Source organism: Pseudomonas marincola (assembly GCF_900116605.1).
Taxonomy (GTDB): Bacteria; Pseudomonadota; Gammaproteobacteria; order Pseudomonadales; family Pseudomonadaceae; genus Aquipseudomonas; species Aquipseudomonas marincola.
Genome location: NZ_FPBC01000018.1, coordinates 38,916 through 61,716 on the forward strand (window position 1 = coordinate 38,916; position 22,801 = coordinate 61,716).

Annotated in this window: 16 protein-coding genes and 1 tRNA gene; 12 read left to right on the forward strand and 5 right to left on the reverse strand. The window is 56.0% G+C overall.

Annotated features, from left to right (window positions below):
- Positions 1-78: 78 nt before the first annotated feature.
- Complete coding sequence (locus BM395_RS21040) at positions 79-1,317, forward strand: multifunctional CCA addition/repair protein (RefSeq protein ID WP_090515425.1); 1,239 nt, start codon at positions 79-81, stop codon at positions 1,315-1,317.
- On the opposite strand, the gene folK is transcribed toward BM395_RS21040, so the two are convergent.
- Positions 1,314-1,847 (reverse strand): 2-amino-4-hydroxy-6-hydroxymethyldihydropteridine diphosphokinase, encoded by a 534-nt coding sequence (gene folK, locus BM395_RS21045; RefSeq protein ID WP_090515427.1) that lies wholly within the window; start codon positions 1,845-1,847, stop codon positions 1,314-1,316. The two genes, BM395_RS21040 and folK, sit on opposite strands and share 4 nt — an antisense overlap.
- Entirely contained in the window at positions 1,838-2,194 is a 357-nt protein-coding gene (gene folB / locus BM395_RS21050) for a dihydroneopterin aldolase (protein ID WP_090515429.1), read from the reverse strand. Before folB ends, folK begins: the two co-directional genes overlap by 10 nt.
- Positions 2,195-2,445: 251 nt before the next feature.
- On the opposite strand from folB, the gene plsY reads away from it, so the two are divergent.
- Complete coding sequence (gene plsY, locus BM395_RS21055) at positions 2,446-3,015, forward strand: glycerol-3-phosphate 1-O-acyltransferase PlsY (protein ID WP_069902601.1); 570 nt, start codon at positions 2,446-2,448, stop codon at positions 3,013-3,015.
- Positions 3,016-3,050: 35 nt separating this feature from the next.
- Here the strand turns inward: plsY and tsaD are convergent, their stop codons facing one another.
- Positions 3,051-4,076, reverse strand: a complete 1,026-nt coding sequence (tsaD, locus tag BM395_RS21060; protein WP_090515431.1) for a tRNA (adenosine(37)-N6)-threonylcarbamoyltransferase complex transferase subunit TsaD — start codon at positions 4,074-4,076, stop codon at positions 3,051-3,053.
- Between the two features lie 205 nt (positions 4,077-4,281).
- Here tsaD and rpsU point away from each other — a divergent pair, with 205 nt between their 5' ends.
- From rpsU to BM395_RS21090, 6 genes are all read left to right on the forward strand, one after another.
- Entirely contained in the window at positions 4,282-4,497 is a 216-nt protein-coding gene (gene rpsU, locus BM395_RS21065) for a 30S ribosomal protein S21 (RefSeq protein WP_003296736.1), read from the forward strand.
- A 174-nt stretch (positions 4,498-4,671) separates the two neighbouring features.
- Positions 4,672-6,660, forward strand: a complete 1,989-nt coding sequence (gene dnaG / locus BM395_RS21070; RefSeq protein ID WP_069902599.1) for a DNA primase — start codon at positions 4,672-4,674, stop codon at positions 6,658-6,660.
- Positions 6,661-6,727: 67 nt separating this feature from the next.
- The gene (gene rpoD / locus BM395_RS21075) at positions 6,728-8,572 is read left to right on the forward strand and encodes an RNA polymerase sigma factor RpoD (protein WP_069902598.1); all 1,845 of its coding nucleotides are present in this window, start codon (positions 6,728-6,730) and stop codon (positions 8,570-8,572) included.
- A 325-nt stretch (positions 8,573-8,897) separates the two neighbouring features.
- Entirely contained in the window at positions 8,898-12,614 is a 3,717-nt protein-coding gene (locus BM395_RS21080; protein ID WP_090515433.1) for an EAL domain-containing protein, read from the forward strand.
- A 15-nt stretch (positions 12,615-12,629) separates the two neighbouring features.
- Positions 12,630-12,706 (forward strand) — tRNA-Ile (locus BM395_RS21085).
- A 126-nt stretch (positions 12,707-12,832) separates the two neighbouring features.
- A complete protein-coding gene (locus BM395_RS21090; RefSeq protein ID WP_090515435.1) occupies positions 12,833-13,894 on the forward strand; it encodes a site-specific integrase in 1,062 nt (353 codons plus the stop codon).
- Positions 13,895-13,905: 11 nt separating this feature from the next.
- On the opposite strand, the gene BM395_RS21095 is transcribed toward BM395_RS21090, so the two are convergent.
- Positions 13,906-14,619 carry a helix-turn-helix domain-containing protein gene (locus BM395_RS21095; RefSeq protein WP_090515437.1) on the reverse strand — a complete coding sequence of 238 codons (714 nt, stop codon included), beginning with the start codon at positions 14,617-14,619 and terminating at the stop codon, positions 13,906-13,908.
- Positions 14,620-14,625: 6 nt separating this feature from the next.
- Positions 14,626-14,844: a hypothetical protein gene (locus BM395_RS21100; protein WP_090515438.1), complete on the reverse strand. Its 219-nt coding sequence runs from the start codon at positions 14,842-14,844 to the stop codon at positions 14,626-14,628.
- A gap of 246 nt (positions 14,845-15,090) precedes the next feature.
- Between BM395_RS21100 and mobI the strand changes: the two genes are divergently transcribed.
- From mobI to BM395_RS21125, 4 genes are all read left to right on the forward strand, one after another.
- Positions 15,091-15,588 carry a conjugative transfer protein MobI(A/C) gene (mobI, locus tag BM395_RS21105; RefSeq protein ID WP_090515440.1) on the forward strand — a complete coding sequence of 166 codons (498 nt, stop codon included), beginning with the start codon at positions 15,091-15,093 and terminating at the stop codon, positions 15,586-15,588.
- Between the two features lie 668 nt (positions 15,589-16,256).
- Positions 16,257-16,625 carry a hypothetical protein gene (locus BM395_RS21110; protein WP_090515442.1) on the forward strand — a complete coding sequence of 123 codons (369 nt, stop codon included), beginning with the start codon at positions 16,257-16,259 and terminating at the stop codon, positions 16,623-16,625.
- A gap of 1,389 nt (positions 16,626-18,014) precedes the next feature.
- A complete protein-coding gene (gene hsdR, locus BM395_RS21115; protein WP_090515444.1) occupies positions 18,015-21,488 on the forward strand; it encodes a type I restriction-modification system endonuclease in 3,474 nt (1,157 codons plus the stop codon).
- Between the two features lie 256 nt (positions 21,489-21,744).
- Complete coding sequence (locus BM395_RS21125) at positions 21,745-22,743, forward strand: Abi family protein (protein WP_090515448.1); 999 nt, start codon at positions 21,745-21,747, stop codon at positions 22,741-22,743.
- Positions 22,744-22,801 lie beyond the last annotated feature (58 nt).

Sequence of the window (22,801 nt, forward strand, 5' to 3'; positions counted from 1 at the left end):
ATCAGCACGCACTTTTCCCTCCAGCCCGCGTAACCGTTATCCTCTGCGTTAACAGAGGCAATTTTGCAGATAGGTGCTATGCAGATTTACAAAGTCGGCGGTGTGGTGCGTGATCGCTTGTTGAACATTGCGTCGAAAGATATCGACCGCGTCGTCGTGGGCGCTACCGCCGAGCAAATGCTTGAACGGGGATACCGCCCTGTTGGCGCGGATTTTCCGGTCTTTCTGCACCCCAAAACCGGCGAGGAATACGCCCTCGCCCGCACCGAACGCAAAAGCGGCCGTGGCTATGGCGGCTTCACCTTCTTCGCCAGCCCCGACGTCACACTGGAACAAGACCTGATCCGCCGCGACCTGACCATCAATGCAATGGCCGAGGCCGATGACGGCACGATCATCGACCCTTACGGCGGCCAGCGCGACCTTGAAGCGAAGGTGCTGCGCCACGTTTCCCCCGCCTTTGCCGAAGACCCATTGCGCGTGCTGCGCGTCGCCCGATTTGCGGCGCGCTACGCACCATTGGGTTTTATCATTGCCGACGAAACCTACGCGCTGATGCGTGAGCTGAGTGACTCGGGCGAGCTTGCCGCCCTGACCGCAGAGCGCAGCTGGACCGAAATTTCTCGTGCGCTGATGGAGCCGCGCCCGGATGTATTCATCCAGGTGCTGCACGACTGCAACGCTCTGCACGCGCTCTTGCCAGAGGTCGATGCCTTGTTCGGCGTTCCACAACCGCCGGCGCACCATCCGGAAATAGACACCGGCGTGCACGTATTGGCGGTGTTGCGCCAAAGCGCCGAGCATCGGTTACCACTGACAGTGCGCTGGGCCTGCCTGCTGCACGATGTCGGCAAAGGCCTCACGCCGGAGTCCGAATGGCCCCGCCACATTGCCCACGAGCAAAAAGGCCTGCGACTGATCAAGACAATCAATCAGCGCTGTAAAGCCCCCAAGGACTGTCAGGAACTGGCGCTACTGGTTGGCGAATACCACACGCACGGTCATCGCGCGCTGGAGCTGAAACCATCGACACTGCTCGAGCTGCTACAAAGCTTCGATGTGTACCGGAGACCGCAACGTTTCGAGGAGTTCATCAGCGCCTGCGAGATGGACGCCCGCGGCAGAACGGGACTGGAGACGCGCGCATACCCGCAAGCCGATTACTTGCGGGGCGCCATGCAAGCGGCACGTGAAGTTGCGGTGCAACCTCTGCTGGAACAAGGCTATAAAGGGCCGGAGCTGGGCGCTGCGCTCAAGGCTGCCCGCTTGCAAGCACTCGTCGCCTACAAGCAAAGCACCAAGCCTGCCGCCGATTAACGGTCTGGCGAGGCGAGCAATGCAGCAGGCGTCAGCTCGACGCCACGCCACTGAAAACTGACCGGGCGCAACTGCTGATTGATCGTTGCCGCCTGCCACAAGTCGGCGAAACTGCGCTGCACGCCCGGATGCACCGTTTCGGGAGCCAACAGCGCGAGCGGCCAGAGCACAAAGGCGTTCTTCAGGATTTCGGCGCGCGGCAACTCGAGCCCCTGAAAATTACCGACCCGATCACTGAACAACAGCACGTCGATATCCAGCGGCAATCCCACCCGATCTGGCGCATAACGGCCGTTATCGGCTTCGATGAATTTCAGCCGGCGATCAAGCTCATGCAATTCCAGCTCACACAGCCCGGTCACTACGAGATTGAAAAACGGCCCGCTCTTGATCCCCACAGGCGCGCTTTCAAACACGGCTGAACAGCGCATGTCGGTGAGCATTTCCGCCAGCGCATCGAGCCCGGCCTGCAGATGAACTTCGCGCTCGATATTGCTACCGAGGCCAAGGTAAACCCGGGTCAGCGACATCCGCGCTCAATCTCCACGCCAACTCCGCCACTCGCGGCAGCAACCGCACCCGGCTTGGTCAAGCGCAGGCGCAACCAGGGCACTTGAAACTCGTCCATCAGCAACTGCGCCAGTCGCTCGGCAAAGGTCTCGACCAGAATAAAGGACGACTCACTGGCGAATGCCTGCACGCGCTCGGAGAGCTTGGCGTAATCCAGCGCCTTGTTCAGGTCATCGCCAGCCGCTGCCGGACGAATATCCCAACCCAGGGTCAGATCCAGGCGCAGACACTGACGAATTGTGCGCTCCCAGTCGTACGCACCGATCACTGTGTCGACCTCAAGGCCGCTGACAAAAACTGTGTCCAAACCCGCTCTCCAAACACCATCTCAATAATCGACATGCAGCATGTCACACGGCACGCTCGCATGCATATCAGCCCGACAATCCCTGGCATTTTTTCGCCCTGGCGGTTAACCGGGAACGACTCAATTGCCTCGCTGCAATCGAAGGCTGTCAGTTTAACCTGCGCAGCGGCCTGCGCGGGCAAAAAGACCGACTCGCCGTTATCTTCAAACGCCTGCTAGAATCGCCGAACACCTGCCATGGAATGGGTACCATGTTTTGGCTACTGGCGTTTCTCGCCTACCTGATGGGTTCTTTGTCCTTCGCCATCTTGCTCAGCATGCGAGCTGGCACGCCCGACCCTCGGGGTTTTGGCTCGGGTAATCCGGGGGCGAGTAACGTTATGCGGGTAGCCGGCAAGCGGCTGGCCGTACTCACGCTGCTGGGCGACATCAGCAAAGGGCTGGTTCCGGTCGTCATCGCCAATCTGGCCGGCTTCAATTTGCAACAACAAGCCTGGATTGGTCTGGCAGCGGTAATCGGCCACCTGTTTCCCCTCTACTTTCGCTTTCGCGGCGGCAAAGGTGTCGCCACAGCGGCGGGCATGTTGCTGGGTTTATCTCCGATCGCGGCACTGTTGGCGATAGCCGCCTGGGTGACTACTTTTCGCCTGACCCGAACTAGCTCGCTGGCCTCACTGATCTCGGTGCCACTGACCATACCCTTGCTGGCGTGGCTGCACCCAACCGTGTTGATGCCGGTGTCGGTACTCAGTGGTCTGATCGTGTGGCGCCACCGCAGCAACCTGCGAGATCTGTTCGCAGGTCGCGAACGGCATTTCTAATCAACCGCGATCAAACGCCCAGCAGAGCTGACCGCTCAAATAGCCGGCAAGCTGTCCATCGGCCAACGCGCCTGCACGGCAATTCCTAAACCGTCATGCTGGCCAGCCTTTAAGCGCTGGCAGCCCGCGTAGGCGATCATCGCGCCGTTATCGGTACAGAACTTCGGCCGCGCATAGAACACCTGCCCATTAAACTCGCTAAGCATCTCGCCGAGCGACTGGCGCAAATCACTGTTGGCGCTGACGCCGCCAGCAATCACCAGATTCTTCAGACCCGTCTGCTTCAGCGCCCGACGGCACTTGATGGTCAGGGTTTGCACCACCGCATGCTGGAACGCCAGCGCGATGTCGCAACGGGTCTGCTCAGAGTCATCGCCTTCGTCACGGCACTTCTGCCACGTATTCAAGGTGAAAGTCTTGAGGCCGCTAAAACTGAACTCAAGCCCTGGACGATCCGTCATCGGTCGCGGGAACACGAAACGCCCCGGCGTGCCGCGCTCAGCCAGCCTGGCGATTTCTGGGCCACCCGGATAATCGAGCCCCATCAGCTTTGCAGTTTTATCAAATGCCTCGCCGGCAGCATCATCGAGCGACTCGCCCAGCAAACTGTATTGGCCAATACCATCTACCCGAACAAGTTGCGTGTGGCCACCGGACACCAACAAAGCGACGAACGGGAAGGCCGGAGGATTTTCCTCCAGCATGGGGGCCAGCAAGTGCCCTTCCATGTGGTGCACACCCAGCGCCGGAACACCCCAGGCGAATGCCATTGCCTGGGCGCAGGAAGCCCCGACCAGCAAGGCTCCAACCAAACCAGGACCCGCCGTATAGGCCACCGCATCAATCTGATCTGCCGTGCAACCGGCTGTCGCCAACACCTCGCGGATCAGCGGCAGCATGCGCTTTACGTGGTCACGCGAAGCCAGCTCAGGCACGACCCCGCCGTAGACACGGTGCAGGTCGATCTGACTGAATAGCGCATCCGCCAACAGGCCGCGTTCACTGTGATAAAGCGCGACACCGGTTTCATCGCACGACGTTTCTAAGCCCAGAACCAGCATTGATAAAGCCTTGATTGAGGTGGGGTTTACTAATAAAGGCAGGCATAATAATAGCCGTGACCGTGCGTCGACCAGAGCTTTTCGATCAGAGGCTTTGCATTCGCCGCGATGAAGCGGTAATATCCGCAACCCTTGAAAACCAACGTTCTTCAGAGCCAAGGCTAGAAGTACGTTACCCACGGAATTAAACGAAGGTACGACCTGGATGCCAGCCGTCAAAGTTAAAGAGAATGAACCCTTCGACGTAGCCCTGCGTCGCTTCAAACGCTCCTGTGAAAAAGCCGGTGTTCTGGCTGAAGTTCGCAGCCGCGAATTCTACGAAAAGCCGACTTCAGAGCGTAAGCGCAAGGCAGCTGCTGCTGTTAAGCGTCACGCCAAGAAAGTTCAGCGCGAGCAGCGCCGCAGCGTTCGTCTGTACTAATACCGTACAGCACGTCGCCGCAGTGAGCATTGCCCGGCCTAGGCCGGGTTTTGCTATTTAAGCCTGCACACATCGTAGAATACCGATACTCCGCACACCGTTAGGTGATGTTCGGAGTTTTTTGCTTTCCAGTTAACAGCAACGCTGCGTAATGCGGCAGTATTCTGGGTGCCTATGGCCGGCCTGATCCCACAGTCTTTTATTGATGACTTGCTCAACCGCACCGACATTGTCGACGTGGTCAGCTCACGCGTTCAACTAAAGAAAACCGGCAAGAACTACACCGCCTGCTGCCCTTTTCATAAAGAAAAGACCCCATCATTCAGCGTCAGCCCGGACAAACAGTTTTACTACTGCTTTGGCTGTGGCGCGGGCGGTAATGCGCTCGGCTTCCTCATGGATCACGACCAACTGGACTTTCCCCAGGCGATCGAAGATCTGGCCAAGAGCGCCGGCATGGAAGTGCCGCGCGAGGAAGGCGCACGCAGCAACAAGCCGCGCCAGCCCACCGACTCACCGCTGTATCCGCTCCTGACTGCCGCCGCCGACTATTACCGGCAAGCACTCAAGAGCCACCCGCAGCGCCGCGCCGCCGTCGACTACCTGAAAGGCCGCGGCTTGTCCGGCGAGATCGCCCGTGACTTTGGCCTGGGCTTCGCGCCTCCTGGCTGGGATAACCTGCACAAGCATCTGGGCGGCGACAGCCTGCAGATCAAAGCCATGATCGACGCCGGCCTGCTGGTCGAGAACACTGAGACCGGCAAACGCTACGACCGCTTCCGCGACCGGGTAATTTTCCCGATTCGCGACAGTCGCGGCCGCGTGATCGCATTCGGTGGCCGGGTACTCGGCGATGACAAACCCAAATACCTGAACTCGCCGGAAACACCGGTATTTCATAAAGGCCAGGAACTCTACGGACTGTTTGAAGCGCGCAAGAGCAATCGCGATCTCGACGAGATCATGGTCGTTGAAGGCTACATGGACGTCATCGCCCTCGCCCAGCAGGGCTTGCGCAATGCCGTCGCAACACTGGGCACCGCCACCAGCGAAGAGCACCTGAAACGTCTGTTTCGCCTGGTTCCCAGCGTGCTGTTCTGCTTCGACGGTGATGGCGCAGGCCGCAAGGCTGCATGGCGAGCACTGGAAGCCACCCTGCCCAATCTAAAAGACGGGCTGCGTGCGCGCTTTCTGTTTCTGCCAGACGGCGAAGACCCGGACACACTGGTGCGCAGCGAAGGCACCGATGCTTTCCGCGCCCGCATTAATCAGCACGCACAGCCGCTGGCCGACTACTTCTTCCAGCAGTTGAGCGACGAGGCCGACCCGCGCTCCCTCGAGGGCAAAGCGCATTTAGTCACTCTCGCCTCACCGTTGATCGACAAAATCCCAGGCAATAACCTGCGCATCCTGATGCGCCAGCGCCTGACCGAGATCACCGGACTCAACAGCGAAGCCATGAGCCAGCTGAGCCCCAGCAACAGCTCAGCACCCAGCACCCCTACTCATTCCAGCAGCGCACCCAACGAACACTTCGATATTCCAGACAGCGCCTACCATGACATGGCGCCCAGCTATACTGAATACGAGCCAATGCCTGCGCAGCCCGCTTTTGAACAAAACTTCAAAGCCGGTAACAAAGACAAAGGCGCCTGGAAAAAGCAGGACGGCAAGTGGAGCAAAAAGGGCCGCGACGACTTTCAACCTCGCCAGCCCCGCACTGCCGTCAGCGTTGAATCACCGCGCCTGAGCGCCCTGAGAACCCTGCTGCATCATCCAGAATTAGCGCAGAAAGTCGACGATGTCAGCCATTTCGCTGCAGAAGACGACACCTACGCGCAATTGCTGGTCGCCCTGCTCGGCGCCCTGCAGAAGAACGCCCAGCTCAGCCCGCTGCAACTGATTGCGCGCTGGCACGGCACCGAACAAGGCCGTTTATTGCAGGCTTTGGCAGAAAAGGAATGGTTGATTTCAGCCGATAACCTTGAACAACAGTTTTTCGACACTATAACTACACTTGTAGCCCGCCAACGCGAACGCAGTTTGGAACATTTACTGCTTAAAGCGCGCCAGAGTGAATTGAGCGCAGAGGAGAAAGATCAACTGCGCAACCTGTTAAACCGCACAACCTCGCCAGTAATTCTAAGCCCAACTGGCGCGTGAGGGAGTTTCTCGGGTATAATCCGCGGCTTGTTTTTAGCCCGCCAAGACCTTCAGTGGATAGGGTGTTATGTCCGTAAAAGCGCAACAGCAATCTCGTTTGAAAGAATTGATCAGCCGTGGTCGTGAGCAGGGTTACCTGACTTACGCGGAGGTCAATGACCACCTGCCGGAAGATATTTCCGATCCGGAACAGGTGGAAGACATCATCCGCATGATTAACGACATGGGGATCAACGTATTCGAGAGTGCTCCGGATGCTGACGCCCTGTTGTTGGCGGAAGCGGATACCGATGAAGCTGCAGCAGAAGAAGCCGCAGCAGCACTCGCAGCCGTTGAGACCGATATCGGTCGCACCACCGACCCGGTGCGCATGTACATGCGGGAAATGGGTACTGTCGAATTGCTTACCCGCGAAGGCGAGATCGAAATCGCTAAACGCATAGAGGAAGGCATCCGGGAAGTCATGGGCGCTATCGCTCATTTTCCTGGCACCGTCGAGAGTATTCTTGCCGAATACAACCGCGTTACCACCGAAGGTGGACGTCTGGTCGAAGTCTTGAATGGCTATATCGACCCGGACGATGGCATCGCGCCTGCCGCAGAAGCTCCAGCACCCATCCCTGCGAAGGAAGGTGCGGCTGATGACGACAATGACGATGACGACGCAGACGATAGCGAAGACGAAGAAGAAGGCGATGGCGGCCCGGATCCGGAAGAGGCACTGCGCCGCTTCACGGCTATCGGCGAGCAACTCGACATTGCCAAGCAAGCGCTGAAAAAGCATGGCCGTGGCAGTAAGCAGGCGAACGCCGAGCTGAAAGAACTGGCTACGCTGTTCATGCCGATCAAGCTCGTGCCCAAGCAATACGAAGCACTGGTTGTTCGTCTGCGTGGTGCGCTTGACCGTTTGCGCGGCCAAGAGCGCGCAATCATGCAAATCTGCGTCCGTGATGCTCGCATGCCTCGTACAGATTTCCTGCGCCTGTTCCCAGGCAATGAAATTGACGAGACCTGGGCAGCCGGACTGGCCAAAGGCAAGGCGAAGTACGCCGAAGCCATTGGCGAGCGCGAAGCTGATATTCAGCGTTGCCAACAGAAGCTGATTGCCCTGCAGGAAGAGTGTGAACTCACCCTGGCCGAGATCAAGGACATCAACCGTCGCATGTCGATCGGTGAAGCCAAGGCTCGTCGCGCCAAGAAAGAAATGGTCGAGGCCAACCTGCGTCTGGTTATCTCGATCGCCAAGAAGTACACCAACCGTGGCTTGCAGTTCCTCGACCTGATCCAGGAAGGCAACATCGGTTTGATGAAAGCGGTAGACAAGTTCGAATACCGCCGCGGTTACAAGTTTTCGACCTACGCCACTTGGTGGATTCGTCAGGCGATCACTCGCTCCATTGCTGACCAGGCGCGGACTATCCGTATCCCTGTGCACATGATCGAGACGATCAACAAGCTCAACCGTATCTCGCGCCAGATGTTGCAAGAGATGGGTCGTGAACCGACGCCGGAAGAGCTGGGCGAACGCATGGAAATGCCTGAGGACAAAATCCGCAAGGTATTGAAGATCGCTAAAGAGCCGATCTCCATGGAAACACCGATTGGTGACGACGAAGATTCGCATCTGGGCGATTTCATTGAAGACGCCACCATGCAATCGCCAATTGATGTGGCGACCGTGGAAAGTCTCAAAGAAGCCACCCGCGAAGTACTCGCCGGCCTCACAGCACGTGAAGCCAAGGTACTGCGCATGCGTTTCGGCATCGACATGAATACCGACCACACCCTTGAGGAAGTTGGTAAGCAGTTCGATGTAACGCGTGAGCGTATTCGTCAGATCGAAGCCAAGGCGCTGCGCAAGTTGCGTCACCCGACGAGAAGCGAGCACCTGCGCTCCTTCCTCGACGAGTAAGGCTTAGCCGCATCATCTATCAGCCCTCCGGCCTCAAAACCGGGGGGCTTTTAGTTTCTGGTGTGCAACTGCGCAATCCGGCTAAGATCAAGCTATGCCCACGCAGAATGAGAACCGCATGCCGCGAATTGCCGCTGCCATTCTTTTGTACTTGGCGTGCTCTGTAGCGCAGCCCTGGACGCCCCTCGCTCTGGCCGCGAATGATGCATCGGCCACACAAGCACCTTTGCAAGAAGGATCGACTGCTGGGCGGGTTTTCTCGGGAGAGCCTGACGCAGGGGTGCCTGCCACAGGTTTGCCTGCCACAGGGTCGCCTGCCGCAGGAATGCCTGCCACAGACCATACACAGCAGGATGCATTGGCGAAGTTGGGCCTCACGGCACAAGAAATGGCCTGGCTTAGGCAACATCCCACGCTGCGGCTTGGCACCGATCCAAGCTGGCCGCCTTTCGAGTTTACCGGCGCGAACAACAGCTACCTTGGCCTGTCCGCGGAATACGTGCGCCTGATCGAGCAACGCCTGAATATAAAGCTGGAGCACGTTGAGCCAGGCAACTGGAGCGCCGTGCTTGAGCAAGCTAAAAACGCCAAGATCGACTTGCTGCCTGGCGTTATGGCAACACCCGATCGCATCAAGACGCTGGCCTTTACCCGCCCCTATCTCGACTTTCCAATCGTAATTCTCGCTCGCGAGGACGGCCCACACCCCGACAGCATCCGCGCGCTTTACGGGTTAAAAGTAGCGGTCGTTAAAAACTACGCGCCCGATGAGTTGCTACGCCAGCAACATCCCGACCTCAACCTGTTACAAGTGCCCAGTGTTAACGCTGGCCTGCAAGCGCTGGCTACAGGCCGGGCCGACGTTCTGATCAGTGACATCGCATCAAGTACCTGGAGCCTGCATCAGCAGAAAATCGACAACCTGATCATCAGCGGCGAAACGCCCTATCGCTACCAACTGGCGATGGCGGTACCAAAACAGAATGCGATTTTCGTCGAGATACTCGACAAGCTTTTTGCCAGCCTGACCCCAGGCGAGCAGATCGCCCTTCAGGAACCCTGGGTCGGCGGCAAGCTGCAATACAACAACACCTGGCAAACACTGCTGGATTACGGCCTGCCAGCCCTGCTCATATTGCTGGCGATTCTGGCGCTGACGCTAATGATAAACCGGCGCATGAGCGGGGAGATTGCACGGCGGACCACGCTTGAACACGAACTGCGCTGCAGCGAGGCGCATTACCGCCGGCTGGTTGAAAACCTCTCCGCCGTGACCTGGGAGGCGGCCATTGGCGAGACGGCCTATCGCTACGTCTCGCCGCACGCTGAAAAGCTACTGGGCTACTCACTGGAGCAATGGCGCCAAGCAGACTTCTGGCCCCTCAAACTGCACCCGCAAGACCATCAACAGACCACTCAAACCCGCCGGACAGAGACTGCGGCCGGCCGAGACCACACACTCGAATACCGAATGATTGCCGCCGATGGCCAAACCGTGTGGATTCGAGAAATCGTCACCATCGACACCGCACAAGAGCAGCCAACCTTACGCGGCCTGATGATCGATATCAGCGAAGCCAAACATATCGAACAGGCCAAACGCACCTCCGAACTCAAGTTCTCGCTGGTATTCCAGAACTGCCCGGACGTGATGATCATCAGCCAGCGCGAGGATGGTCGCATCATTGATGCCAACTACGCCTTCGAGCAGCAGACGGGAATATCGCGCAGCGAGGCACTGGGCAAAACCGCAACCGAGATGAACCTCTGGAGCCTGCCCAACACCGGCCCGGAATTAATCCGCCGGTTGAACAACGGTGAAAGCCTGAGCAACATCGAAATGCCCTTCCAGCTCCGTAACGGCAACAAGCTCACCGGCTTGCTCTCGGTGCAGGCATTTCAGCTCGACGAGGTGCCGGTGCTCATCGCCATCGTACGCGACATCACCCAACTCAAGCGCACTCAAAAACAGCTGCAAACCTCGGAAGAGAAATTCGCCAAGGCCTTCCACGCCTCCCCCGACGGCATGCTCATCACCCGCCTCGAAGATGGCCTGCTGATAGACGCCAACCTGGGTTTTGAACAAATCACCGGCTACAACCGCGAAGTCCTCAGCCATAAAACCACCGTGGAACTTGGCCTCTGGGCGAAACCCACAGACCGCGACAAACTGATCGAACAGATCAAGACCGTCGGCAGCGTACGCCGGCAAACATCACGCATCCGCCATCGCAATGGCAACCTGTGCATCTGTGAGATTTCCGCGCAAATGATCCAGATCGGTGAGCAGAGTTGCCTGCTGAGCATTATTCGCGACATCACCGAACGCGAGAGCATGCAGGCTAAATTGCAACTGGCCGCCACTGTGTTTGAAAGCACGATTGAAGGTGTGGTCATCACCGACACCCAGCAGCGCATCACCGCCATCAACCATGCATTCAGCGAAATCACTGGCTACAGCGAAGCCCAAGCTCTGGGCCAAACGCCACGTATTCTGGCCTCCGGCCAACATGACCGCGAGTTCTTCAGCGAGATGTGGCAGCGCCTGAATGAACATGGCCATTGGCAAGGCGAGGTATGGAACCGGCGCCTGAATAACGAAAGTTTCCCAGCTTGGCTGACCATAAACGAGGTGCGCGACAATGAGAGCAACCTGAGCCATTACGTTGGCGTGATAGCAGACATCACACCACTGAAACAGGCTCAGGCGCGTCTCGATTATCAGGCCCACCACGACCCGCTCACCGGCTTACCCAACCGGCTGCTATTTGAAACGCGCCTCAGCGCCGCCTTGCGTGACGCTCAGGCAGATAACCAAAACGGCGCCGTTTTGTTCCTCGACCTCGACCGCTTCAAACACATCAACGACAGCCTCGGTCATCCTGTCGGCGACCAGTTACTCGTCGTCATAGCCGAGCGCCTCAAGGAACAACTGCGCGACCTCGACACCGTGTCACGATTGGGCGGCGATGAGTTCATCATCTTGCTGCCCGGCCTCAACAACAGCCATGATGCCGAAATCATCGCCAACAAACTGCTCGCCTGCTTCACCGAGCCATTCAATATTCATGATCACACGTTCTACATCAGCGCCAGCATCGGCATCAGCCTCTACCCCGTAGACGGCGAAGACGTCGCCACAATCGTCAAAAACGCCGATGCCGCGATGTACCAGTCCAAAGCCAAAGGGCGCAATCGCGTAGAGCGCTACACCGTCGACCTGACCTCGAAATCCAGTGCGCGCATCAACCTGGAAACCGATTTGCGCCAGGCACTGGAACGAAACGAACTGGTGCTGCACTACCAACCAAAGCTCGACCTCGCCAGCCAAACCGTAATCGGCGCAGAAGCGCTGGTGCGCTGGAATCACCCCGAATACGGCACGATGCTCCCAGACCGTTTCATTCCGCTGGCCGAGGACACCGGGCTCATTCTGCCTCTGGGCGAATGGGTTCTGAATGAAGCCTGCCGGCAGTTGCATGAATGGCGACAGACCCACGCAGAATTCGGCCCGCTTTCGGTTAACTTATCCAGCCTGCAATTGCACCAGCCGCACCTGACAGAAACGATCAGCACCCTGCTTGAACGCTACCAGTTGCCCGCAAACCTGCTGCAACTGGAGATCACCGAAACCTTCATCATGAACCGCACCGAAGGCGCTTTGCGCGCCCTGCACAAGCTCAAGAAACTAGGCGTGCAACTGGCCATAGATGACTTCGGCACCGGCTACTCCTCACTCAGCTACTTGAAGCAGTTGCCGCTTGACGTGCTAAAAATCGACAAATCATTCGTCAGCGGCCTCCCCGCCGACCTCAGCGACGCCGCCATCAGCCGCGCCATCATCACCCTCGGCCGCAACCTCAACCTGACCGTCGTCGCCGAAGGCGTAGAGACCGACGCACAGGTGCAATTCCTCACCTCAGAAGGCTGCGAGCAAATACAAGGCTACATCGTCAGCCCCGCACTAACTGCTGGACAATTCGCAGATAAATTCCTTCATCCGCGCTCCACCCTTGGCACCACAGGAAAGGCACCGGTATAATCCGCACGCTTCTGAGGGCCCATAGCTCAGTTGGTTAGAGCAGAGGACTCATAATCCTTTGGTCCACGGTTCGAGTCCGTGTGGGCCCACCACCTTGAAAGCCGCGCACTGCGCGGCTTTTTCATGTCTGCTGGAAAAACGACCAGAACAGTCCTATAGTCCAAAGGTACAGATTCGGTACAGTGCCGGTACGACGGCTTATCTTTGGAGCATGAATAATGGCCACCATCGTCAAAACAGAAGCAGGTACCTGGAAAGCTCTGATACGCAAAACGGGCTGGCCAACCAGCATTAAGACATTTCGCACAAAGCGAGATGCAGAGGATTGGGCTCGTCGTACCGAAGATGAAATGGTCAGGGGGGTTTACATCCAGCGCAGCGGCTCCGAGCGCATGACCTTGGAAATGGCGCTCAAACGCTATCTAAAAGAAGTTAGCCCAACCAAGGAATCAGCCACCCAAAAAGCCGAAGCCTCCAAGGCGAAGCAGTTGATCAGCCACCTGGGCAAATATTCCATGGCCGCCCTCTCGGCCGAGATCATCGCCAGCTACCGAGATACCCGCCTAGCGACAATGACCAACCGTGGTAAGCCAACCAGCAATAACACCGTACGGCTGGAGCTTGCACTGCTCAGCCACCTGTTCACAGTGGCGATTCAAGAATGGGGACTTGGCCTCAGCTTCAACCCAGTACTGAATATACGTAAGCCAAGCCCCGGAGAAGGCCGCAATCGCCGTTTATCTGCCGAGGAGGAAAGGCGCCTACTCACAGCAGTTCGCAACCATAGCAATCCCATGCTCGGCTGGATTGTATGTCTTGCTCTAGAAACGGGTATGCGTTCTTCCGAAATAATATCCCTGCGCAGATATCAGATAGACATAAAAAAACGCGTGGCACGCTTATCAACTACAAAAAATGATACTGCCCGAACCGTACCGCTTAGCAAGTTGGCGACTGAGACTTTCCAAGTAGCATTGAGCAACCCAGTACGACCAATCGACTGCGATCTCATTTTCTTTGGTGAACCTGGAAGAAACGGCAAACGAAGCCCTTACGCTTTCACCAAAACATGGGGCCAGCTGAAGAAAAAACTTGGGATGTCAGACTTGCACTTCCATGACTTGCGCCACGAGGCTGTCAGCAGACTGGTTGAAGGCGGCCTATCAGATCAAGAGGTCTCAGCTATAAGCGGGCACAAGTCGATGCAGATGCTCAAGCGCTATACCCATCTGCGCGCAGAGGATCTAGTCAGCAAACTAGACACCCTGCGTGACAGATAATGCTTTGCACATTAGTAAACGGTGGCCTCAGCTATCATCCGAGCATCGCTTTCAGATAAACCCCTCCTCTTCATTTCTTCAACATACTTCTGTCGTAATAACTGCACAGAGGCTCCGTTATAGGTCCTCTTCCTGACAACACCTTGAAGCCAAGGAACGACCCCCCGTCTGATTTTTCGCCCACGCAAGGCTTTAGCCAAAATCTCGACGAGCTCTAAAGCCAGGGGTTCACTGAGCGCCCCCAATATGTCTATAACATCTGATCGGTCCACTTCACTCAAAGGCAGAGTTTGAATCCGCTTATTAAAATCTGATGTATCTTCTGTAGGTTGTAGGCACGACACTATCTTGTCATCCCCTCCATGGCCGAGGCTTGACACCCTCCCCCCTGACAAGCCCATCATTTTGCTAGCTCGCTTTGACGTAGCATGGGGGGCTGACACAACATCTAGCCCCTGAGTTTTAAAGACTAATTGGTAAGTGTTGGATGTTTGCCTGCCATTATCTTGGAAGCGGGGTGTAACTCGTATAATCCCAATCGCTTCCAGCTCTCGTAATACTCTTTGCACCGTTCGCTCAGAATAGCCAACCATTGCAGCAATAGTGCTCACTTTCGGCCAGCACTGACTTTTTTTATCTGATCGAAACGCTAGAGCCAGCACAATAATTTTAGTCTGTGGGGAGAAAGATAACCCCCAAACCTCACCCATCAATTTAATTGACATCGCGACTCAGGCCTCATCAAGAAAACGGGCAACTTCAGACGCTTTGTAGAGCACGCGGCGGCCGATTTTCACTCTGGCTGGAGCAAGTTTCATTGCGAGCTCACTTTCACCGGATAACGTTCTACGAAGCCCCTCAGGCTGGCGATCTATCAATTGGGCTAACTGTTCCAGGGTCAACATGAATGTTCCGTAGATTGCCCAAATCTTTTTTTCAGTCTCGCTCATAGATATAACTCCTCTTTCGGGATGACGACATGTCATTCCCTATCGAAGAGGCTATAGATCGGAATATCATTTTTGGGGGCTAATTAGGCGATTTCGACGCCTATTTGAAATCGTCCGAAAATTTAGGGCCAAGGCGACGTCGCGGGGAATTAACGACCCTATCAGTCACAAAAACCGCCTAATTATCGCCCAAAATCACAAATTGAACGTGCAAGCTGAACTCACCACCCCAACTAGGAGCCGGTGATGAGCAACAATCATGAACCCCACAACCCAGTCCAACTGCTCGATGAAAAATACAACGCTCTTGTATGTCTGGCTGAGGACTTATCAAGAGCATTCGATAAAGCGGCGATGAAACTGGTTCGCCAAAACGGAAGGACTCACATCCCAGCCAAGCTCCGCGTCAGGCGCAACGCGGGGCCAAATGCAGCTTCTTTTGAGTGGCAGAAAGTTTATTACCAAAGGGGTAGTAATGGCGGAAAGGGGACCGCGCGAAACTCAACGATTGTCAAAGGTGGACGATCCCATCATTATCCAAAGTCGGCCTTCACCTTCCTTAGCTCCGACATAAAGGGGCTCGTCTGGACGGTTGAAAAAATGATGGTGCCAATACGGCAAGCCTGTAGTGAGATTCTACAGACACGCCGCACACTACTAACCACAATCAATCGCGCAGATCGCGCAATCTCAGACTTTGAACAGCGTTTGTCGGACCACAGTAAATCAATTCGCGAACGATAAAGCTTGGCGCGCAGAGGCGCACATAAGAGGCTTACGGCTGGGGGTTCGGTTTCGAACTGAGCCTCCTGTTCTCATGTGCATCGGCCAATTCTGCACTGGTGCTACTCAAGAGGCGAAAGGGGCTGCCTTGCTTGGAGTCGCAGATTTCAGCTCTAACCTACCGCTCTAAGAGCTGAAGTATACAGATCAGTAATCATCAACCCATTTGGCAACTCGATAGCCTGCAAGGACAGCTAAAGCCCAACCGGAAAGAGTCAGCCAAGGGTACTGGTGATAAATTCCAACCTCGGCTTGCAGAGTCAAAAGCACCTCTCCCAAAAGCAGACAGACAGATATACCTGCCAATCCAGCCAGCAAGCGCATAAGGCGCTGGAAGATCGTTGGCCTGCTACCATCCCAATTGTCACTCAAGCAGAAGGGACAATGATTTGAGATTGGTCGGGCCCCATCCCACCACCCTAATGCCCGGCCGTAACTGGTACGTGGGACCATCAGTTTCCCGCAGCATTGGCACTCGACTAATGACTGTCGCATACACACCTCCAGTGTTTTCTATTGTGTGTATGGTGCGTCACCTTCGAAAAATCCCAAGCTAACCGAGCAAGGACTTGGGTAATCAGTAATTCGATGCAAGCTATGCAGCACAATCATTGTGTTGAGAGAACTCCATGGAATTTCGTGCACTGGGATCGGGTCGATACTTTCCGCCAATCGCCCCAAACGGCAAAGTCATGGCGACGCACATCAAGACTGATAATCAGCAAGAAGTTTTTCGGCTAACGTCGGAGGGAATATTTGCGCTTGGCGTAACGGCAAGGTGGCAAGAAATTCGTGGTTGCTATACCGATAACGATTTCTGGGAAATCATTTTGCCTGAGTATCTTGGCAGGCCTCTGCGCTTCAAAAGTAGTCGCCCTTGCCTCTTGATACCTGATGCTCAACAAATTATCACGTCCAGTCTTCAGGGCTATGTCATCCCGATGTGCATAATGAATCGAATTGCTTTTGAGCAACATGAACGCAAGCTTCGTTCATAACACCATTCCTGCCTGCATAAACTCTTCTTGGTTGGGTTTAAACGTGTCAACTAAGCCCAACATGGCTTGCGAGTGATAACGCCTTAAAAACGGCGCTGAGGGCCGTTGGTGCAAAAAACAGCCCCCACCTAGCAGAGCGGGGTCATCTAGGTTTTCGTTGAACTGGTGAGCGCTGGTGAGTATCAGCGCGATCAAACGTCGCCAGCTGTTTAGTGCACTGCGGATAACGCCTGTCGAGCTTTGCGGCTACCCAAAAACCAACGGGCCCAACTACAGCAAAAAACGCAAATATCGCACAAACGAAATAAACCATATCCATCTGCACCTCCAGCAATCGACAATCATCCTGCTACTGACACTAGATCATAAGTCACGCAAAAACCCAATAGTTCGAGGGTTGCACAACTCCGCTTCGCGATAAGGCATTTCACTGTCAATCTGCTCAGTGGAGGATCTGAGGCTTGCTAGATAACCTCAACCAGAACACTACTTCACAGTCGATACGTTCAGAAGCGGTCTCGAACGCTGCGCGACACTTTATTTCCTGTCCGTACGTCTTGGGGCTCACGGCAGAGCTGTATTCCGACCTACATTTAAGCTACGTGTTTTTTGGCCTGTAAAAACAAGCTAATCCCTTACTTTACTTAAAGGTACGCCCCTCCCCCGTACCTTTAATAAAACGCCCTGATCGATCAAATCTACACAAAGATGGTGTGTAAATTCCCCAAGCCCGCGCAGCACTAGGTGTTGAATGGTGTGTAATCGTCTGGCGATAACGGTTTTTTAGCAGTTGCATAAAAAGATGGTGTGTAATCGCAAATTTAATGGTGTGTAAAAGTACCCAAACCCGCGTAGCACTAGGTGTTGAATGGTGTGTAATCGTCTGGAGAAAACGGATTTTTAGCAGCTGCATGAAAAGATGGTGTGTAATCGCAAAATTAATGGTGTGTAAAAGTGCCCAAACCCTTGCAGCACTAGGCGTTGAATGGTGTTTAATCGTTTGGCGCAAACGGGTTTTTAGCAGTTGCATAAAATGATGGTGTGTAAAACCACCCTAACCCGCGCAGCACTAAGCGTTGAATGGTGTGTAATCGTCTGGCGAAACGTATGTTCATCAGTTGCATGAAAAGATGGTGTGTAATTGCAGAAGTGACGCTGTGTAAGAACGCCAAAACCTTTGCTAAGCCTTGCGTTGAGTGTAGTGGCCAACAAACCCTACCTAGCTTCAAGGCTATAGACTTGTTAGTTAGTTTAGAGGCAGGTCAACGCTCAATATTGAACAGCCCTTTGCCATGGCTAAACTCGGCTCAACTTGGTTAGACTGCTGCAACCTGCGCGTAATACACCCAAGATTGGTGTAGTGAGTGGAACGCAACCGAAGGATCGACCATGGTAGCCAGCAGCAACTTCGCCTTTCTCCAAGAGCACGACCCCGTCTTCCTTCAGCTAGCAAGCACAGCCGAGCAGGTATTTGCCAGCGATCCCAACACTACCCTGATTAAGCTGCGCCAGCTCGGCGAGGCTCTGGCGCAAGACTTGGCCAGCCGCGCCGGTATCGAGTTTGATGTCAACACCACACAGTCCGACCTACTCTATAAGCTCAGCCGCGAGATCCAGCTGGATCAGAACATCCGTAGTCTGTTCCATACCTTGCGCGTCGAAGGCAACAAGGCCACTCATGAGTTCCGCACCCAGCACCGTGAGGCCATGGATGGGCTGAAGGTCGCCCGTGCTCTGGCCATCTGGTATCACCAGTCGTTCGGCAAGAATGCTCATGCGTTCAAATCTGGCCCCTTCGTCACCCCCGCAGACCCCAGCGCTCCGCTGCGGGATCTGCAAAGTCAGATCGAAAAGCTAAAGACGCAGCTCAGCGAGTCCAGCCAGCAACTGGAGAGCAACCAAAAACTGGCCGATCTGCTGAAGCAGGAAGCCGAAGAGTACGCCGTGCTTGCCGAGCAAATGGATGCCGAATCGCGCAGCCATAAACAGCTAGCAGCCGAACACGAAGCAGCATTACAAAAGCTGCGCAGTGAGCACGAACAAAGCCTCAAAGCACTGCAGCAGCAACTGGCGGCCCAACCTCAAGCCAGCCAACAGGTCGCCGAACTGACTCAGCAGGCCAGCAACAGTTTCGATCTATCCGAAGACCTCACCCGCATCCTGATCGATCAGCAGTTGGTCGATGCCGGCTGGGAAGCCGACTCCCTAGACCTCACCTACAGCAAGGGAGCGCGCCCGGAGAAAGGCAAGAACAAGGCCATCGCCGAGTGGCCCACCAGCAGCCCCAAAGCCTGCGCCGACTACATACTGTTCGCCGGTCTCACGCCCATCGCCATAGTTGAAGCCAAGCGTAAGCGCATCAATATCGCCGACCGAATCCCCCAGGCCGAGCGCTATGCCCGTGAGTTCAACGTGGCGACCGAACATCAGCAGCCCTGGCTACTGGCTGGTCAAGATCAGCCCTGGAACGATGGCCAAGGTGGTCAATTCCGCGTGCCCTTTGCATTTGCCTGCAACGGCCGGCCGTTTATCAAGCAGCTCGCCGAACAGTCCGGCACCTGGTTCCGTGACCTGCGCAGCCCCGCCAACACACGTCGTCCGCTGCAAGACTTTCACAAACCCGATGACCTGCTCGATCTGCTCAAACGCAGCCAAGCAGACGCCGAAGCCAAGCTCAAGGCCGAAGGCTTCGCCTACCTCAAGCTGCGCGACTACCAGGAAAAAGCCATTCAGGCCGTGGAGCAGGCCCTGGCCAACAATCAGCGTGACTGCCTGCTGGCCATGGCCACCGGCACCGGTAAAACCCGCACCATCATTGGCCTGATGTACCGCTTTCTGAAGGCTGAACGCTTCAAGCGCATTCTGTTTCTGGTTGACCGCAGCGCCCTCGGCCAGCAAGCCATCGACGCGTTCAACGACACCACGCTGGAGCAGAATCACACCCTGGCGCAGATCTACGACATCAAAGAGCTGGGCGACATGGCCGCTGAGGCGGAGACCCGCGTCCAGGTCGCCACCGTGCAAGCCATGGTCAACCGCATCTTCCGCTCGGATAACCCGCCACCCGTGGGCGAATTCGACTGCATCATCATCGACGAAGCCCACCGGGGTTACACCCTCGACCAGGAAATGACCGAAGGCGAGTTGGCCGTGCGCGATCACAGCCAATACCTCTCGCAATACCGACGCGTGCTCGACCACTTCGACGCCTGCCGCATCGGCCTCACCGCGACACCGGCCAAGCACACCAGCGAAATTTTCGGCAAGCCGGTATTCACCTACAGCTACCGTGAAGCCGTGGCCGACGACTGGCTTGTGGATCACGAACCACCGATCCGCTATGAAACCCAGCTCAGCAAGAACGGTATCCGCTTCGAGAAAGGCGAGTCGGTCAGCGTCATCAACACCCAAACAGGCGAAGTCGACGTAGCCGAGTTGGAAGATGAACTCAGCTTCAACATCGAATCGTTTAATCGCCGCGTGATCACCCCGGCCTTTGACAAAGTCATCTGTGATGAGCTGGCCAAAGAGCTGGACCCGTTTGGCGAAGAGAAGACCATGATCTTCTGCGTCAACCAGGCTCATGCTGAGCGGGTGAAAAACCTGCTCGACGAAGCATTCAAAGAGGCCTACGGCGAGCAATACAACGAGGCGGCCGTGCGCATTATCACCGGCCAAAGTGACAAGGTTAAGCAGCTAATTCGTCGCTACAAGAACGAGCCAAACCCCAATCTCGCCATCACCGTCGACCTGCTCACCACCGGTATCGACGTGCCGAAAATCTGCAACTTGGTATTTATGCGCCGGGTACGCTCGCGCATCCTCTACGAGCAGATGAAAGGCCGCGCCACCCGTCGCTGCGACGATATCGGCAAAACCGTATTCCGCATCTACGACCCCGTCGACCTTTACGCCAGCCTGGAAGCGGTCGACACCATGAAGCCCTTGGTGAAGAACCCCAATATCTCCCTGGAGCAACTGGTCAGCGAACTCACCAACGGCGCCAGCCATTGCGCACCCGGCAGCCAGGAAGATAACAGCCACGCCCATGACGTGCTCGACCAACTGAGCCAGCGCGTGATGCGTATCCTGCGCAAGGCCCAACACAAAGCCGAGGAGAAACCGACGCTCAAGAAAAAGCTCGATGAGCTGAAAGAAGCGTGGGGCATTGAGCCGGTCCAATTACATAAACACCTACACGAGCTAGGCCCACAGCAAGCCGCCGATTTCGTCCGCCAGCACAGTCAGTTAATCAACCAACTGGCCGCCGTTAGCGCCCTGCTGGGCTCCGAGAACTACCCGGTTATCTCCAGCCACAGCGACGCACTGCTGGTACGCGAGCAAAGCTACGGCCAAAACCAGAAGCCTGCCGACTACCTGGAAAGTTTCAATGAATTCATCCACAAACAGCTCAACCAATCTGCTGCACTGGGCGTAGTGGTCAATCGCCCGAAAGACCTCACACGCGAGCAGTTGCGTGAAGTGCGTTTGCTGCTCGACCAGCACGGTTTCAGCGAAGCCAGCCTGAAAAGCGCTTGGCGCAACCAGACCAACCAGGAAATCGCCGCCAGCATCATTGGCTACATCCGCCAGGCGGCTATCGGCGAAGCACTGCTGCCCTTTGAGCATCGCGTTGCCAATGCCATGCAGACGATTTACACCCTGCAGCCCTGGACGCACGTGCAACGCAAATGGCTGGAGCGCCTGGCCAAGCAACTGGTGCATGAAGTGGTCATCGACTCGCAGCAGGTCAACGATGCCTTCCGCAACGATGGCGGCCTCAAGGCGTTGGATCGCAACCTAGGCGGCAATCTGGACCAGGTATTGGAAGCGCTGAATGATAATCTATGGTCGGTAGCTTGATGAGTATTGATGCGCCGTTGATCGGCCGACAGCAAGTGTCCTTGGTCCCAGGACAGAGGACACCTGCATCCGAAGCCATTTGTGCGATGTATATGGCTCTAAAAGCCCCTGCCCCGCTCATAATTACAGTGCCAAACCTCTTGCAAAACGATCCACTGGTGCATAAGCTCTCACGCAACACACCCGCCATGCCTATGGTTGCTTCGGCAGTTACGCACAAATTGAGCGGGTTTTTTATGCCCGGTAGTTTTTCCGCATGAAGCCTTTCAGCAAGCCAGCCATTGATATTCCTGCGCAGCTGGCCCTGCTCAAACAGCGTGGGCTTACCATCCAGGACGAAGCCAAAGCGCACTGCTTTCTGGAAGCGGTCAGTTTCTTCCGCCTGACGCCCTACATGCGTCCATTTCAGCTTTCTGAAGATGCCAACCACGGTTTCAAGCCCGCCACGCGCCTGCAGGCGCTCACCCGCCTGTATGACTTCGACCGTCGCCTGCGCTTGTTGGTCATGGATGCCATCGAGCGCATAGAAGTCGCGGCCAGGGCCGTTATTAGCAACCACATGGGGCCGCAATATGGCTCGCACTGGTATCTAGAGCCAAAGTTCTTCCAGCGCGGCTATCGGCACCAGGCGCTGCTCGACAGCATTCGCAGTAAGCAGGACAAGGCTCTTCAGGATCATCTGCGCGAATGCCAGCGCATCGACGCCTCACAAGCCTCTGATGCCCGCAAAGAACAACTCAAGAGCATGCGCGCCAAGGAAAGCTACGCACGTCATTACGCCTTGACGTACAACACCCCCGAGCTGATGCCCGCCTGGGCGGCCATGGAAGAAATCACCCTGGGCGATCTCTCGCACCTGTTCAAGGGCCTGGCCCGCGATGCCGACAAAAAGGCCATCGCCAAACGCCTGAAGCTGCCAGCCCCCCTGCTGCAATCCTGGCTGCACACCCTGACCACCATCCGCAATATTTGTGCGCATCACGCACGCCTATGGAACCGCGAGCTGGGCATCCGTCCCGAACTCCCCAGGACAGTCAATTTCCCCTGGCCGCAACACCTGCAACAACCTGGACAACATTCCCGCCTATTCACCGTGCTGTGCATCCTCAACCTGCTGATGCGCCAAGTCAGCCCGCATACCAGTTGGGACAGGCGCCTGCACGACTTACTGGCGGAGTTTCCAGAGACCAACCTACGGGCCATGGGCTTTGCGCCCGACTGGCAGAACGACCCTTTCTGGCAAACACCCGGCTAAACCAACCTTTTCCCCGTGAGCCGAATAGCCGATGTATTCGGCTCACGTCATGAGCCAA

What these genes read in the sequence shown, in the direction of transcription:
- folK (WP_090515427.1), bottom strand. Translation starts at nt 1,847, where the DNA reads ATGTCGCTGACCCGGGTTTACCTTGGCCTCGGTAGCAATATCGAGCGC.
- BM395_RS21080 (WP_090515433.1), top strand. Translation starts at nt 8,898, where the DNA reads ATGCCTGCCACAGACCATACACAGCAGGATGCATTGGCGAAGTTGGGC.
- BM395_RS21125 (WP_090515448.1), top strand. Translation starts at nt 21,745, where the DNA reads ATGAAGCCTTTCAGCAAGCCAGCCATTGATATTCCTGCGCAGCTGGCC.
- BM395_RS21110 (WP_090515442.1), top strand. Translation starts at nt 16,257, where the DNA reads ATGGAATTTCGTGCACTGGGATCGGGTCGATACTTTCCGCCAATCGCC.
- BM395_RS21090 (WP_090515435.1), top strand. Translation starts at nt 12,833, where the DNA reads ATGGCCACCATCGTCAAAACAGAAGCAGGTACCTGGAAAGCTCTGATA.
- mobI (WP_090515440.1), top strand. Translation starts at nt 15,091, where the DNA reads ATGAGCAACAATCATGAACCCCACAACCCAGTCCAACTGCTCGATGAA.
- rpoD (WP_069902598.1), top strand. Translation starts at nt 6,728, where the DNA reads ATGTCCGTAAAAGCGCAACAGCAATCTCGTTTGAAAGAATTGATCAGC.
- BM395_RS21100 (WP_090515438.1), bottom strand. Translation starts at nt 14,844, where the DNA reads ATGAGCGAGACTGAAAAAAAGATTTGGGCAATCTACGGAACATTCATG.
- BM395_RS21095 (WP_090515437.1), bottom strand. Translation starts at nt 14,619, where the DNA reads ATGTCAATTAAATTGATGGGTGAGGTTTGGGGGTTATCTTTCTCCCCA.
- hsdR (WP_090515444.1), top strand. Translation starts at nt 18,015, where the DNA reads ATGGTAGCCAGCAGCAACTTCGCCTTTCTCCAAGAGCACGACCCCGTC.
- BM395_RS21040 (WP_090515425.1), top strand. Translation starts at nt 79, where the DNA reads ATGCAGATTTACAAAGTCGGCGGTGTGGTGCGTGATCGCTTGTTGAAC.
- dnaG (WP_069902599.1), top strand. Translation starts at nt 4,672, where the DNA reads ATGGCCGGCCTGATCCCACAGTCTTTTATTGATGACTTGCTCAACCGC.
- plsY (WP_069902601.1), top strand. Translation starts at nt 2,446, where the DNA reads ATGTTTTGGCTACTGGCGTTTCTCGCCTACCTGATGGGTTCTTTGTCC.
- tsaD (WP_090515431.1), bottom strand. Translation starts at nt 4,076, where the DNA reads ATGCTGGTTCTGGGCTTAGAAACGTCGTGCGATGAAACCGGTGTCGCG.
- rpsU (WP_003296736.1), top strand. Translation starts at nt 4,282, where the DNA reads ATGCCAGCCGTCAAAGTTAAAGAGAATGAACCCTTCGACGTAGCCCTG.